13 protein-coding genes are annotated in these 15,777 nt (G+C 43.0%); 12 read left to right on the top strand and 1 reads right to left on the bottom strand.

The window, feature by feature from the left end:
* Positions 1 to 9: 9 nt before the first annotated feature.
* From holB to HFU86_RS11385, 12 genes are all read left to right on the top strand, one after another.
* The gene (gene holB, locus HFU86_RS11440) at positions 10 to 1,002 is read left to right on the top strand and encodes a DNA polymerase III subunit delta' (RefSeq protein WP_187129850.1); all 993 of its coding nucleotides are present in this window, start codon (positions 10 to 12) and stop codon (positions 1,000 to 1,002) included.
* 12 nt (positions 1,003 to 1,014) lie between these two features.
* Entirely contained in the window at positions 1,015 to 1,797 is a 783-nt protein-coding gene (locus HFU86_RS11435; protein ID WP_187129298.1) for a metal-dependent hydrolase, read from the top strand.
* A 33-nt stretch (positions 1,798 to 1,830) separates the two neighbouring features.
* On the top strand, positions 1,831 to 2,181 hold the full coding sequence (gene hinT / locus HFU86_RS11430; protein ID WP_132495274.1) for a purine nucleoside phosphoramidase: 351 nt from the start codon (positions 1,831 to 1,833) through the stop codon (positions 2,179 to 2,181).
* Positions 2,182 to 2,187: 6 nt separating this feature from the next.
* On the top strand, positions 2,188 to 2,607 hold the full coding sequence (locus HFU86_RS11425; protein WP_132495272.1) for a YcfL family protein: 420 nt from the start codon (positions 2,188 to 2,190) through the stop codon (positions 2,605 to 2,607).
* Positions 2,604 to 3,197, top strand: a complete 594-nt coding sequence (lpoB, locus tag HFU86_RS11420) for a penicillin-binding protein activator LpoB (RefSeq protein WP_132495270.1) — start codon at positions 2,604 to 2,606, stop codon at positions 3,195 to 3,197. The genes HFU86_RS11425 and lpoB overlap by 4 nt, the downstream gene beginning before the upstream one ends.
* Positions 3,190 to 4,074 carry a phosphotransferase gene (locus HFU86_RS11415; RefSeq protein ID WP_187129297.1) on the top strand — a complete coding sequence of 295 codons (885 nt, stop codon included), beginning with the start codon at positions 3,190 to 3,192 and terminating at the stop codon, positions 4,072 to 4,074. Before lpoB ends, HFU86_RS11415 begins: the two co-directional genes overlap by 8 nt.
* Before the next feature lie 53 nt (positions 4,075 to 4,127).
* Positions 4,128 to 5,165: a beta-N-acetylhexosaminidase gene (nagZ, locus tag HFU86_RS11410; RefSeq protein ID WP_442959169.1), complete on the top strand. Its 1,038-nt coding sequence runs from the start codon at positions 4,128 to 4,130 to the stop codon at positions 5,163 to 5,165.
* Positions 5,166 to 6,097: 932 nt separating this feature from the next.
* A complete protein-coding gene (locus HFU86_RS11405; RefSeq protein ID WP_187129295.1) occupies positions 6,098 to 7,447 on the top strand; it encodes an OprD family outer membrane porin in 1,350 nt (449 codons plus the stop codon).
* A gap of 17 nt (positions 7,448 to 7,464) precedes the next feature.
* Positions 7,465 to 9,084, top strand: a complete 1,620-nt coding sequence (locus HFU86_RS11400) for a bifunctional metallophosphatase/5'-nucleotidase (RefSeq protein ID WP_187129294.1) — start codon at positions 7,465 to 7,467, stop codon at positions 9,082 to 9,084.
* A gap of 297 nt (positions 9,085 to 9,381) precedes the next feature.
* The gene (locus HFU86_RS11395) at positions 9,382 to 10,686 is read left to right on the top strand and encodes an NAD(P)/FAD-dependent oxidoreductase (RefSeq protein WP_187129293.1); all 1,305 of its coding nucleotides are present in this window, start codon (positions 9,382 to 9,384) and stop codon (positions 10,684 to 10,686) included.
* A gap of 510 nt (positions 10,687 to 11,196) precedes the next feature.
* A complete protein-coding gene (gene umoD, locus HFU86_RS11390) occupies positions 11,197 to 11,799 on the top strand; it encodes a UmoD family flagellar biogenesis regulator (protein ID WP_036953106.1) in 603 nt (200 codons plus the stop codon).
* 11 nt (positions 11,800 to 11,810) lie between these two features.
* Entirely contained in the window at positions 11,811 to 12,173 is a 363-nt protein-coding gene (locus HFU86_RS11385) for a tetratricopeptide repeat protein (protein ID WP_132495262.1), read from the top strand.
* 81 nt (positions 12,174 to 12,254) lie between these two features.
* Here HFU86_RS11385 and mfd read toward each other — a convergent pair whose 3' ends face one another.
* Complete coding sequence (mfd, locus tag HFU86_RS11380; protein WP_187129292.1) at positions 12,255 to 15,701, bottom strand: transcription-repair coupling factor; 3,447 nt, start codon at positions 15,699 to 15,701, stop codon at positions 12,255 to 12,257.
* Between the last annotated feature and the right edge of the window lie 76 nt (positions 15,702 to 15,777).

The raw sequence follows: 15,777 nt of genomic DNA, 5'->3' as shown, positions 1-15,777 counted from the left end.
GCACTAATGATGAATTGGTATCCGTGGCTTAATGAGACTTATCGTCAATTAATTAGCGCCTATCAAGCAGGGCGTGGACACCACGCGTTGTTGATTCACTCAATAGCGGGCAATGGGGCTGAGGCATTAAGCTATGGGGTGAGCCGTTGGTTGATTTGCCAAGATAAAGACGGTTTAAAAAGCTGTGGAGAGTGTCATAGCTGCCGCTTAATGTTGGCAGGTACACATCCTGATTATCATGTTCTAGAGCCTGAAAAAGGGAAAACAACCATCAGTGTTGATGCGGTTCGTAAGCTGACAGAAACGTTAAGTGGTCATGCGCAGCAAAGTGGCGCAAAAGTCGTTTCCATTCCCGATGCACAAGCACTGACGGATGCCGCGGCTAATGCGCTGCTCAAAACCTTAGAAGAGCCCGCAGGGCAAACCTACTTTTTATTAGGTTGTGAAAAAATTGATAGTTTGCTGGCGACATTAAGAAGTCGCTGTTTAACTCATTTTTTATCTGCACCGGATCAGCAAGTTGCGTTGTATTGGCTGCAAAAACAGCAGGCTGGCTTATCCGCAGAAGATGCTGTGACTGCGTTAAAATTGTGCCAAGGCGCGCCTGTTGCCGCATTACAGTTGCTTAAGCCGGAGCAGTGGCAACGACGTCAGCTATTGTGCAATGAGTTAGAGCAGAGCTTACGTCAGAAAGATTTTTTAAAGCTTTTGCCAGCGTTAAATACTGACAATGGGCCTGAATGCATTAATTGGCTACTCGGGTTAATTGCCGATGGCATAAAATTGCAGCAAAAAGCAGGACAGTACGTTGTTAACCAAGATAAAATAGCGTGCGTCACTTTATTGGCGACATCCATGAGCAGCTCGCAGCTATTGGATGTGTATAGCCAGTGGCAAGCGTGTCGTTACCAGCTATTAACCGTGCCTGCACTGAATCAGGAATTGATCCTGACCAACCAATTATTACACTGGGAAGCGTTATTCGCTTCGCCTTCAAGATAAAAAGAGTAGACTATGTTTGTTGTTGATTCACACTGCCATCTCGACTGTTTAGATTATGAAAAATTACACACTAACGTCGATGATGTTATCGCAAAGGCATCTGTACGAGATGTCGGCTTTATGTTAGCCGTGGCAACCACTTTGCCTGGTTTTGAAAGCATGAAACAGTTAATTGGGAAGCGCGACAATGTCGCGTTTTCTTGCGGTATTCATCCATTAAACTTGGATGAAGGTTATGATTTTGAAAAATTGGCGCAATTAGCGGCGGGGAGTGAAGTAGTCGCGCTCGGTGAAACGGGCTTAGATTACTATTATCAGCAAGAAAATGCGGCACTACAACAAGAGTCATTTCGTCAGCATATTCGCATTGGTCGTCAAGTGAATAAGCCCGTGATTGTGCATACTCGTTCCGCTCGAGAAGATACATTGTCTATTTTACGTGAAGAGAAAGTTGACGAGTGTGGCGGTGTGTTGCATTGCTTTACGGAAGACCAACAAACGGCCATCGACTTACTGGATTTAGGGATGTATATCTCTTTTTCTGGTATTGTCACGTTCCGTAATGCTGAACAGATCCGAGAAGCGGCGCGAGTTGTGCCATTAGATAGAATTTTAGTGGAAACAGATTCACCTTACTTAGCCCCAGTACCGCATCGTGGCAAAGAGAACCAACCTGCATATGTGCGTGATGTGGTGGAGTATATGGCTGTATTGAAAGGGGTGAGCGTTGAAGAAATGGCACGCATCACCACCGAAAACTTCAACCGTTTATTCCATTTACACGCTGGGCAATAAATAGATAACGATTAAATTATTAAGGAATTTGTCATGGCAGAAGAGACTATTTTCAGTAAAATTATTCGACGTGAAATCCCATCTGAGATCGTGTATCAAGATGAACTGGTCACTGCATTTCGTGATATTGCGGCACAAGCGCCGACACATATTTTGATTATTCCGAACAAATTAATTCCAACCGTGAATGATGTGACGATTGATGATGAGCAGGCATTAGGTCGCTTATTTACCGTGGCGGCGAAAATTGCGAAAGAAGAAGGGATTGCTGAAGATGGCTATCGCCTGATTATGAACTGCAACAAGCATTCAGGGCAAGAAGTCTTCCACATTCATATGCACTTAGTGGGTGGACGTCCATTAGGCCCATTATTGGCTAAGTAATTCATCATGAAACGCGCTGCATCAACCTTAAAATACATCGCCACACTGAGCTTACTCATGTTGTTTCTCAGTGGTTGTGCTTGGAATAAAAAAACAGGGTTATCATTTAATGATCAGCAGCGCATCGTGATGGAGCCTTCCGTGCTAGCCGCGGGCGTGATTGTAGAAAAACCAGTGATCAAGGTCGGTAGTGTAACGGCGACCGCAACTATCAATATGAGCAATATTGAAAAGAAACCGGTCACTGTGATGTATCGTATCTTTTGGTATGACGAGCAAGGACTGAGAGTGGATTCAACAAAGAGTCAACCTCAAGTCATCCCTGCTAATTCGTCAGTGATGCTAAAAGAAGTCACAACATCCCCGCTTGCACGTAATGCGCGTATCTATGTTTTCTTACCTTCAATAGCTGGAGAGTCACAATGAAACGGATCTTATTGGTCGCAGCAGCAGCATTTATTTTGGCAGGTTGTCCGTCAGTCCCTCAAGGGCCTAAACCCCCGATTGTTCCAGTTGAACCGGGTGTAACACCGAAACAGCCTGAAAAGCAGCCGGAATTAACACCTCCACCACCAACGGACACAGTACCGATGCCACCAAAGCAGCAAACCATTGATTGGGCTGGAGCATTACAGCCGTTAGTCAAGAAAATGGTCGCGGACGATGGTGTTGAAAGTGGCAAAGTTTTGCTGGTCGATTCTGTCAAAAATAATACCAGCGGAAGCTTACCTTCACAGGCAGTCACAGCTGCATTAACCAATGAAGTCATGAAAACCAATAAGTTTAAAGTGGTTCCTCAAGGTGTCGTCAGTGCTGCCCGCAAAACATTGGGACTGTCGCAGGATGATAGTCTGGTAACTCGCAGTAAAGCGATTGGTTTAGGACGTTACGTCCAAGCGCAATATGTGATTTACAGTGTCATGTCAGGCTCTTCTAAAGAACGCAGCATTGAAATGCAGTTAATGGACGTGCAAACCGGTGAGATTGTGTGGTCTGGAAAACAGAGTATTGAGTAATCAATCATTACTGTTTGCATTACTTGCTGAATGCTTCCCAGCTGTTTTAGCATCATGCTGGGAAGTCTCGCCATTAGCAGGGTTATCAGGTGGCAGCTATTTAGTTGAATATCGATGCTCGACTCAAACTCAAGATACGGTTCCCTCCATTAAATTAATCGCCCGCTCAGATGGGCAAGCGCAAAATGCGTTGTATGTTAATCGCCGTAAAGAAGCGCATATTCTTAAGCAACTGAAAGATTTTCCTTATTCACCTCAAGTCATCGGGCGTAATACCCATTGGTTATTATTGGAATGGGTTGATGGAAACCATCCTAGCTACGAACAATTTCTTTCCTCTGAATTTCAAAAAAACTTGGCAGAGATCGTTGCTAAGCTCCATAATCATGACGTATTAAATTACCGATTACCGTTACGCAATGAGATTGCTCATTACGGCTATTTAATTGATAATAAAAGAGTCTCTGCACGCTGGAAGCGGGTACATCGTCACTTCCTACGCACGCCAATGCCAAAGGTATTAAAGCTCGCACCCGCTCATATGGATATTCATCCGGGCAATGTGCTGTGTGAGCAAGGAGTACCAAAAATGCTGGTGGATTGGGAATATGCGGCAAATACCGATATTGGTTTGTCCCTAGAAACCTATTTTCAATTCAATAGCTTGACGGTAGAACAGCGAGATTATTTCTTGACGCAATATTGCTACACCTATGGCGCCTATAAAGATAAATTCCGTTTGGCAGAGCACTGCCTGCAATGGGAGCCGTGGGTCAAATACATGACGTTGATGTGGTATGAAGTCCAGTGGAGCCAGCGTCAAGAAGCGCAGTTTTTAAACGATTCTTCCCCATTACGAGACTATTTTGGTCTTTGATTGGGTAATATAAAATCTCTGTGAATACACGAGAATTTGTGAAAATTAATCAAGTGAGGCATGTTATGGGTCCGATAATGCTGGATGTTCAGGGTTATGAACTGGACAACGAAGAGCGTGAAATTTTAGCTCATCCACTGGTAGGCGGGTTGATTTTATTTACCCGTAACTTCCATGATGCGGCACAGTTGCGTGAGCTAGTGCGACAAATCCGTGATGCATCAAGACACCGTTTATTGATTGCTGTGGATCAAGAGGGTGGCCGTGTACAGCGTTTTCGTGATGGGTTTACCGCATTACCTTCTGCACAAGCTTTTGCTGCACTGAACAATCAGATGGATGGTGCTAAATTAGCACAAGAAGCAGGCTGGTTAATGGCCGCAGAAATGATTGCTATGGATATCGACATTAGCTTTGCACCTGTACTGGATTTAGGGCATGAAAGCATCGCTATTGGTGAGCGTTCATTCCATGCAGATCCTGAAATTGCGATGGTGATGGCAGAGCGTTTTATTCGCGGTATGCATAGCGCAGGAATGAAAACCACAGGTAAACACTTCCCAGGGCATGGCGCCGTCAAAGCCGATTCCCATAAAGAAACGCCACGAGATGATCGCCCACTGGAGCAAATTCGTGGCAAAGATATGTCTATTTTTAAAGACTTTATTCAGCGTGAATTGCTTGATGCGATTATGCCTGCTCACGTGGTTTATACTCAAGCGGACGACCGTCCTGCGAGTGGTTCACCATTCTGGCTAAAATCGGTATTACGTGAGCAGCTTGGTTTCGATGGCGTTATCTTCTCTGATGACTTATCGATGGAAGGTGCTGCCATTATGGGAAGTTACCCAGAGAGAGCGAAAGTCTCATTGAATGCGGGCTGTGACATGATCCTTGTTTGTAATAATCGTGAAGGTGCGGTGAGCGTACTGGATAATTTACCGAAACAAAGTGACAGCCGCGCTTCTAAGCTGTACCACAGTGGCCGCCAGTATTCACTGAATGAGCTACAATCGGTGGATCGTTGGAAGCAAAGTCACCGTCAATTAGTCGAATTACATGAAAAATGGCAAGAACACCGTAACCGCTAATTAAACTGTGTTGAAATTGAACCGATGGGATAATCACCCATCGGTTTTTTTTATCCTAAATTCATTGAATAAGTTACGGGTAACCTCAGTGATATAAATTGAATAGGAGCAAAGATAGAGATTGTCTAATTTGATTAGTAATACTGTATATATATTCAATATGTGTGTAAAAATCACACGTTAATATTAGTTGCTACATGGAATTAACTAGGAATAATTCCTAGTTAGAATGATTAATTGGCATTAAATAATTTCCCTATAGACGATAAATATTCTTCATTTCAACTAATCAAACCAGTATATCGCTTAAAAACAGAATGATTGACTTAGCCATTTATTTAAATAGAAGGTCTGAGTTATGGGTTAATGTTATTGATTTAAATAAAAATGTTATTTCACTTTAGTAAATAACATTTCATTAAAATATAGATGACTAAAATAGCAAAATTATTGTTTAAATATGGAATTCAATTAATAGCTGCAAGAGCCAATAAAGTGATTGATATCACATCGAATGATGTGTGATTTGCAATGTATCTGGTTTGTTGTGACGATGATCGTGTTAATTGACATAAAATTACGTTAGCATACTTTTCATTATGAATATCAGCGCAAAGTGCTCCTTATCAGAGTGCGGTTGAATATTGCCCAAATAAGTTTGAAATCATGGTGTGAACTTAAATTAAATTCGCACGTTTGGATTAATTATTTCGACTTATAAAATAATTAAATTTTATTCTTAACGCCAAGAAAATAAATTGTGCTTAAAGAATAGAGGATGCAACTTAAATTAAATAATCATTAAAGACTATTGCAGTAATTAAAGCTAAATAAAATTGTTACTTATTGAAAGATAGCAAGGTGCCATAACACTCAATGAAAATTGGGTGCGGGTAGTTATATTCTAATAATCACGACTAGGTTTAATTTAAATGACAGTCAAAAAAATAGCGTTAATATTGTTTCCATCTTGTTTCGTTGCATTTGGGGCTAATGCTGGCGATTGGGAAAATGCCATCAAGGAAAACTCATTTGTTGCAGATTCTGAATTAGAACTTTCTACGCGAAATATGTGGAAATATCTGAAGTCAGAAAACCGTTACGATGCTAATGAGCAACGTTACAGAAAACAAGTTGCACAAGCTTGGGGTCAGAATATTCAGTTAGATTACCAATCAGGATATTTTGCTGATTTTATCGGATTTGATGCTTCTTATTATGGCGCGATCAAACTGGCAGCAAGTAAAGACTTCGCCTCTCGAGCTATTTTGTATAACGATGATGGTGAAGCGAAAGGCTATAACAAAATTGGTCAGCGTTACGCTAAATTCAAATTAGATTTTGAACCAGTTAATTTCAAAGGTAAAGCGGGTTGGTTCACGTTGAAAAATACGGGGATTTTTACCAACTCTCAGCGTTTATCTTTAAACACCTATAATGGTTATTATACCAACACCGCAATTAGCGATTGGAACTTAGATTTGCTCTATCTCGATGGCAAAGTGATGCGTCGTGATAGCCCGAATATTGACAGAATGTATTTCCGTGACGGAAATGGTGTTAATCACGATATCAACCATGTGGTTACAGGTGGCATTAACTACAACACCAAACCATTGAAAGCTTCTTATTTTATTGGTCAGGCCGATGATGTTTTCCGTCAACAAGGCTTAGAGATCAAATATAAGCTTAACTCAGATATCACCTTATCTTCTCAAATTTATGGTCATGAATACGGTAGCGATGGTAAGCGTACATCGACAGATACCAAACGTGGCAAACAAAACTTTGATAAGCGTGCTTGGCACTATGCGGGTGAAATTGAGTGGCGCGTTCCAGAAACACCATGGACTTTAATGACGGGCATCACGCATACCACCGCACATAAAACCAATGGCGTAGGGCAATTTGCACGTAACCCAATTGGTAACACTCGTGGACGTTTTAATTCACCAGCCTATGCCGATATCGACTATGTTCGTGATGGCGAAACCATGTTGGCGTTAAAAGCCGAATATCAAGTTAACCCAACTTGGTCTGTCGGGGCTAACAGTAACTACAGTGAATTCTCTTACTCAGGTGAGCGTTTAAAACAAGGTCAGGTTGGCTTATTTACTTACTGGAAACCAACTGAAAACCTTTCCGTTTCATTAAGTGGCGGTATGGGCTGGCACCATCAGCAAGAGTCTGATAACTCCACGCCAAAACTGTATGATGGTGAGTCGCGTCGTGCACATTCTTTATCCGGTTCGATGACAACCACTTATCGCTTTAAAATGTAATTGAGGGCAATGAATAGATGAATCATAAAATCAGTTTAGTGACATTGCTGGTATCAGGTGCTTTATTAGCAGGTTGTGCCACAAAACAGAGCGATACCGTAAAAGTTCAAGTCATTGGTATTAACGATTTCCACGGTGCATTACAAGCGCCGGGGGATGGTAAACTCGGTGGAATCGAATCCATTGCGACACTGGTTAAGCAATTAAAAGCGGAAAACGACAACACCATTATTGTCGGAGCAGGGGATTTAGTGGGTGCGAGTCCATTACTGTCATCGATGTTCTACGATGAGCCGACCATTGAAGCGCTTAGCGCAATTGGTCTTGAGACCAGTGCAGTCGGTAACCATGAGTTCGACAAAGGTAAAATCGAGTTACTGAGAAAGCAAAATGGGGGATGCCATCCTACCGCAGGCTGTGTGGGTAAAGAGTCTTTTGCTGGTGCAGACTTTAACTATTTAGCCGCGAACGTGATTGTCAAAGAGACCGGTGAAACACTATTCCCATCTTATTACGTTAAGAAATTTGATGGCGTACCAATGGCATTTATTGGCTTAACGCTGGAAGGAACGCCTGCCATCGTTACACCAAGTGGTACTGCGGGCTTAGAGTTTAACAATGAAGCCGAAACCATTAACCAGCAAGTGAAATTGCTTAAGGCGCAAGGTATTCGCAGTATTGGTGTTTTGATCCACGAAGGGGCAACTCAGCAAGTGGATACCAAGGTTAAAGATATTAACCGTTGCGATAACATCAAAGGACCTATTGTCGAGATCGTTAAGCAGCTCGATGCGGATGTGGACTTTGTGGTGAGCGGCCATACGCATCAAGCGTATAACTGTGATATCAATGGTAAAAAAGTGATTTCAGCGCAATCTAACGGGACATTATTGTCTCAATTGAATATTGAAATCGATAGAAAAACCAAGGATATTGTTAGCATTAACGCGAAAAACATTCCGGTTGAAACCAGCCGTTATGAGAAAGATCCACAATTAAGCCGTTTTATCCAAAACTATGAACGTATCTCCAAACCGATTGCTGAACAAGTGATGGGTACGTTGAGTGCGCCGGCGGATAAAAAACTAGCGGCGGGTGGGGATTCAACATTAGGTAAAATTATCGCCGATGCTCAGTTATATGTTGCTGCAACTCCAGATGCGGGCGGCGCTCAAATTGCCTTTATGAACAGCGGCGGTATTCGTGCTGATCTCAAAGCAGGGGAGCTGACTTACGGTGATATCTTTACAGTGCAGCCATTCTCGAATGTGGTCGTTACGCAATCATTAACTGGCGCGCAAATCAAACAAGCGTTAGAGCAACAGTGGGATCGTGAACGCCCGCAAGTCATGCCAGTTTCCCATGGTTTTTATTACGAATGGGATGACAGTCGTGCGGTAGGCGATAAAGTGATTGCAAGCTCAATGAAATTAAATGGTAAGCCAATCGATATGAAGAAAAGCTATCGTGTCGCTGCCAATGAATTTCTGGCAACCGGTGGTAGCCGTTTCTCTGCCTTTAAACAAGGTAAAGACCGTATCTATAGCCTGCCGGATAACGAAGCGCTGATGAAATACTTCAAAGATAACTCGCCAATTCAGTTACCGACGGACGAGCGTATTAAGAAAGTGAAGTAAAATATCCTCACAAAATGCTAGGTTTCCAAGCCCGAGAATAACGCCATTCTCGGGCTTTTTTGTCTCTAAGTTAAATAAAGCTGACTCGTTTCTTTTTTTTCAAAAAATGATTTGACGAGCGTGATCGTTGTCATAATAATCAACTAAATTGATTTGCATCAACATTTGGTATGACCAAATAACCAGGCATGATATTCTTCAAACCCAAACAAAATAAAAGATGGCGAATTGGTGTTATTTAAGTTTTTTGTTATTAGAAATCTTAAATAACATTAATATATTTTATATGAGGGGCGTATGACCTTAACTCAACCTAAAATCGTTGTTGTAGGCGGTGGTGCTGGTGGTTTAGAACTGGCAACACGTTTAGGACGTAAATTAGGGCGTAAAAAACGTGCGGATATCACGCTGATTGACCGTAACCCAAGCCATTTATGGAAGCCATTACTTCATGAAGTAGCGACAGGTTCACTGGATGATGGTGTTGATGCTATTAGCTATTTAGCCCATGCTCGTCACAATGCATTTCACTTCCAATTAGGCTCCCTCACGAATATCGACCGAGAAAATAAAAGAGTGGTTCTCGGTGAATTGCGTGACAAAGATGGCGAGCTGTTAGTGCCATTGCGTGAAATTGATTACGATATTTTAGTCATGGCGTTGGGAAGTACCTCAAATGATTTTGGCACTCCAGGTGTAAAAGAAAACTGCATTTTCCTTGATAGTCCTGCACAAGCTCACCGCTTTCACGATGAAATGCTGAATTTATTCTTGCGTTATTCAGTATGTGATAATGCGGAAGAAAAAGTGAATATCGCCATTGTCGGCGGTGGGGCAACGGGGGTTGAGCTTTCTGCTGAGCTGTATAATGCAGTGGAGCAGTTAACAAGCTATGGCTTTAAAGGGTTAGACACTGATGCGTTAAATGTGACGCTAGTGGAAGCGGGTGAGCGTATTTTACCTGCGCTACCTCCACGCATTTCAAGCGCAGCACACCAAGAACTGAATAAATTGGGCGTGAAAGTGTTAACCAAAACCATGGTGACCAGCGCGGATGCCGATGGCTTAAATACCAAAGAAGACGGCAAAATTTATGCTGACTTAATGGTGTGGGCGGCTGGGATCAAAGCTCCTGATTTTATGAAAGATATTGCAGGTTTAGAAACAAACCGTATCAATCAGTTGGTGGTTAAGCCGACATTACAAACCACGTTGGATGATGGGATTTTCGCTATTGGTGACTGTGCGTCTTGTGCAAAACCAGAAGGTGGTTTTGTCCCACCAAGAGCACAATCCGCTCATCAAATGGCGAGCTTATGCTATGACAATATCGTGGCATTAATGAAAGATAAGCCACTGAAAAACTACATTTACAAAGATCATGGTTCATTAGTTTCGTTATCTCGCTTTAGTACTGTAGGTAGCTTGATGGGGAACTTAATGCGTGGAGATATGATGGTAGAAGGGCGTATAGCGCGTTTTGTCTACATTTCCCTATATCGCATGCACCAAATTGCATTACATGGCTATATAAAAACGGGCTTAATGATGCTGGTTGGTAGTATTAACCGTATTATTCGACCTAAACTGAAATTACATTAATCTGTCGTTATCGTTTTTTTCAGTTCTGCAATCGCAAGGATACACACGGTTATCAGTGAATAATCGTGTGTATCCTCAAATCAGAATAAAGATGTATTTAAAATAATAGTCTTCTGTTAAAGCGGTACATATATTTTAAATATTTATTCATTAAATAAACGCCATAAAGTCAGCTAATTACCCTAATGAGTTTGGGTTAAGTGTGATTTAATACAAAAAGGCATCATATTGTTAATTTAAATCACTCATGATATCTATTCATTGGGGTATTTATTTTTTTGTTATAAAACAAAGAAGTAGATGGGTTTTTATTTGGTGTAATATATTGAAATGGATTTAGTTAATTATTTACGACTATTCACGGTAAACTTATTACGCGTAAGTAAATAAGATGTATGTCTCATACTCAGACTAATCTAAAAAACCATATTTATTGTATGTAATTAATGTAGTTGATACTAGATAAGCTACAATAGCTAACACATTCACTATTTAAAAAAAGGGCAAGCGATGAAGCTAAAAATTAAGTTGTTGTTAGCCGCATTCGTTGTTGTTTGCCTAATTGCTGTCGTTTATTTCTCTTTTGTGCGCAGTGACGAAGTGAAAATTGCCACTGTTTTATCTACCGAACCCATTAGGGCAACGCGTATGGTGGAACATGAAAACTGTTCGGTCACGGGTATTTTAGGCACATTCACGCAAGAGTCGTTATCTCGTTGGCATCCCGCTCAACGCGAATGCAGAACCATTTTGATGATCCAATCCTTACAGGGCAGGTCGCTACCTCCATTCTCCAGCAATGAACCAAGAACGTGTGTGATCACCAAAAGTTTAGAGCAGATTATTGTGGGTTATGATGTGATTTACCGTATTGGCGATACGATTGGTAAAGTGAGAATGCCATATGAGCCAACGGTGTTTATTCCTCTAAATGAAAATGGGCAGTTAGATTTAACCATGTCCAGTAAAGCGGCATGTGAAACCCTGCGTGAAGGGGCAAAAGGCATTTTGCCATTCTACTGTATGAAGCCAGATGACCTACCAAAAGCTTACCAACCGTCTACCGTACTGGAAGTTAAAACGGGTAAAAATACCTTTGGAATGTTTGAGTAGAAAGAGAAACCATGCTGAAAAAATTATTGGAATTTTTAGGTTTCAGGTCACGCAATATCCCCTCATTTAATGAACTCATGTTGAAAGCCAAAAGTGGTGACCTCGATGCACAGTACGAGATTGGTACTCTGTATGATGTGGGGGAAGGCGTTGAAGAGAATGAGGAAAAAGCCATTGAGTGGTATCTAAAAGCGGCTAGCCAAGGGCATGCTCAAGCGCAATATATGATGGGCATGATGTATGAAACCAGTGAGCGTTTATCTGATGACTCTCACCAATCCTTAGAATGGCTTCAGAAATCTGCGGCGCAGGGCAATAGCGATGCTCTGGGGCACTTAGAAGCGATAGGTCATTCGATAGATAATAAAAAGTAGTCATTTATTGGTTAAAACCACATAAAAGAAAGCCATCGAATCGTAATGAATCGATGGCTTTCTTGTTGAGAATGGTTGCCCCTACGACACCAGCTGATGCTCATCAAAATCAGCGACTAGCTGCTTGATAAAGTCTAAACGCGTCGCTCTGTCGGCTAAATCGTGGAAGAATTTCAAACGGACAGGCCCTTCCATGCGGAACGTTTTCGGCTGATTTTGCAGTAAGCTGATCAAGAACATTGGGTCGACTTTGTTGCGTTCATTAAACTCAATAAATCCGCCTTTCTCATGAGCTTCAATCCGCTTCATGCCCAGTTTCTGGGCTTGTAAACGAATGCCTGCTGTCGACAGCAAGAATTTACCTGCATCAGGTAAAGTACCAAAGCGGTCGATTAGCTCGATACGCAGCTCATCCAGTTCGGTCTGATTTTTAGCGCTGGCAATACGTTTATAGAAAGACAGGCGGATATTCACATCATGGATATACTCATCAGGCAGCAGTACTGGCATACGCAGTTCCACTTCAGTTTGCTGACTGGTAAGATCCTCCAGGGATGGCTCGCGTCCTTCTTTCAGTGCATCGACCGCACTTTCGAGTAACTCCATATATAAGGTGAAACCGATGGTAGTCATCTGCCCACTTTGGTCTTCCCCCAATAGCTCTCCAGCTCCACGAATTTCAAGGTCATGAGTCGCTAGCGCAAACCCGGCCCCTAAATCTTCAAGAGACGATATTGCTTCAAGGCGTTTCTGTGCATCGGTGGTCATGGCTTTTGGATGCGGTGTCAGCAGGTAAGCATAAGCTTGGTGATGGGAACGACCCACACGACCGCGTAGCTGATGCAACTGCGCTAAACCAAAGTGGTCAGCACGTTCAATAATAATGGTATTTGCGGTTGGGATGTCGATACCCGTTTCAATAATCGTGGTGCAGATCAGGACATTAAACCGTTGATGGTGGAAGTCCGTCATGACTCGCTCAAGTTCGCGCTCACGCATCTGCCCATGACCCACAACAAATCGCGCTTCTGGCACTAAAGCTTCAAGACGCGCTTTGGCTTTTTCGATATTTTCCACATCATTATAGAGATAATAAACCTGACCGCCGCGTAAGGTTTCCCGCAGAATCGCTTCGCGCACCACTAAATCATCATATTGGCGAACAAAGGTTTTTACGGCTAAGCGGCGAGCGGGTGGGGTTGCGATAATTGATAAATCCCGCATACCACTCATCGCCATATTCAGGGTACGTGGAATAGGTGTCGCCGTTAAGGTCAGAATATCCACGTCAGCACGCATCGCTTTAATGCGCTCTTTATGACGAACTCCGAAACGGTGCTCTTCATCCACAACCAGTAAACCCAGATCTTTCCATTGAATATCGCTTTGTAGCAATTTATGGGTACCAATCAAAATATCCACTTTGCCTTCTGCGGCCTCCGCAATAATTTGTTGCTGTTCTTTGGCCGTTTTAAAGCGCGATAGCATTTCGATACGTACTGGCCAATTCGCAAAGCGGTCGCGGAAATTATCATAATGTTGCTGGGCTAATAGAGTGGTAGGAACCAGTACAGCCACTTGCTTATTATTGTTGACCGCTAAAAATGCAGCTCGCATGGCGACTTCTGTTTTACCAAAGCCCACATCGCCACAGACTAAGCGATCCATTGCCAGCGGCTGGCACATATCACTCAATACTGCATTAATCGCCATCTCTTGGTCGGTGGTAGTTTCGAATGGGAAACCTTGGCAAAATTCTTGGTACTGCTCTTTATCATGTTTGAAGGCGAATCCGGCTTTTGCGGCTCGCTGAGCATAAATATCCAGAAGTTCGGCTGCCACATCTCGCACTTTTTCCGCCGCTTTTTGGCGAGCGCGTCCCCAACTGTCACTACCCAACTTATGCAGCGGTGCATTTTCATCGGCTCCACCTGCATAGCGGCTAATTAAATGTAATGAAGAAACAGGGACATACAGTTTATCTTCGCCTGCATAGGTGAGGATCAAATACTCGGCGGGAACACCACCCGCTTCTAAGGTGATTAAGCCTTGATAGCGTCCGACACCATGCTCAATATGAACCACGGGTTGACCCGGGCGTAGCTCAGCAAGGTTACGAATGAGCGTATCGGTATTGATGGTGCGGCGTTGGTCACTGCGGCGGCGAACAACTCGTTCACCCAGTAAATCGCTTTCGCAAATTAATGCGCGGTGGCTTTCTGGCTGAATAAAGCCGTGCTCTGCTGCGCCAATCGTAATGGCAAAACGGTCTTGGGTTTGATCAAAATAATTGCTGATAATTTCAGGGCGGATTTTCAGGCGAGCGAGTAATTCACTCACCGTTTCTCGGCGTCCTTCACTCTCCACGGAGAACACAATCGTGCCATTAAACTGTTCGGTGAACTGACGCAGTTTTTCTAATGGGTTTTTACTTTGCCCTTGAGTGCTAATATCCGGAAGTGGCTGATAGTCTAAATTGGTATTGGCGGTTTTCTTCGGTAATTTTTCCGTAGACAGCTGTACCCGAGGCCAATTTTTTAAGTTCTGATTCAGCTGCTCAACGGTTAACCATAACTCGGCAGGGGGAAGCAATGGGCGCATTGGGTCAACACCACGGCTTTCATAGCGTTGCTGAGCATCTTGCTGGAACCGCTCTGCGGGTTCTTGCAGATTTTGCGAAACAAACAGGGTGTTAGCGGGTAAATATTCAAATAAAGAGGGCAACGGTTCAGCGAAAAACAGGGGCTGCCAATACTCAATCCCACTTGGAAGGGTATTTTTACTCACTTGCTGATAGATATGTTCCGGATCACGACGAACTTCAAAGCGTTCGCGCCATTGGCTACGAAAACGCTCGATAGCGTCTTTATCGGTCGGAAACTCGTGAGCTGGCAATAAGTTGATTGCGCTGACTTCTTCTAAAGTGCGTTGGGTATCGACGTCAAAGGTGCGTAGGCTATCAATTTCATCATCAAAAAAGTCGATACGAAATGGCAGGTCACTACCCATTGGGAATAAGTCGAGTAATGCTCCGCGAATCGCATATTCACCATGCTCAAGTACTTGCTCAACATGGCGATATCCGGCTTTATCTAGTTCGTCTCGCAGGCTATCGCGTGAGAGCTTATCGCCTTTAGCCATCACTAAAGCATGTCCCGTTAGAAAGTCAGCAGGGCACACCTTCTGCATTAAGGTATTAACAGGGAGGATCAGCGCCCCTTTTTGCAGTGTTGGCAAGCGGTATAGAGTGGATAAACGGTGAGAGATGATTTCTTGATGCGGCGAAAAATTATCGTAGGGTAGCGTTTCCCAATCCGACAGTGTCTCTATAGGATGTTGGGTAAACTGTTGAAGTTCATCACGAACGCGTAATGCGTTTTGCATATCACGCGTAACAATCACGACAGGACCTTGATGGCGTTCAATCATTTCTGCGCATTCTAAGGGACCCGCAGCACCAATTAAGCAGCCTAAATGGCGGACATCTCCAGCACGACTGGGCAGTTCATAACGATAATTTGACGACATAGAAATATTCAGCTTCTCATAGCTAACTAGTTAATTAATGATTAGTTAGGCAATTAAAAATTAATTAAACGACCCA

The organism is Providencia sp. JUb39, assembly GCF_012272845.1.
GTDB lineage: Bacteria > Pseudomonadota > Gammaproteobacteria > Enterobacterales > Enterobacteriaceae > Providencia > Providencia lanzhouensis.
Note: the sequence above shows the minus strand (reverse complement) of the source record. Positions and strands in the feature narration are given on the sequence as shown.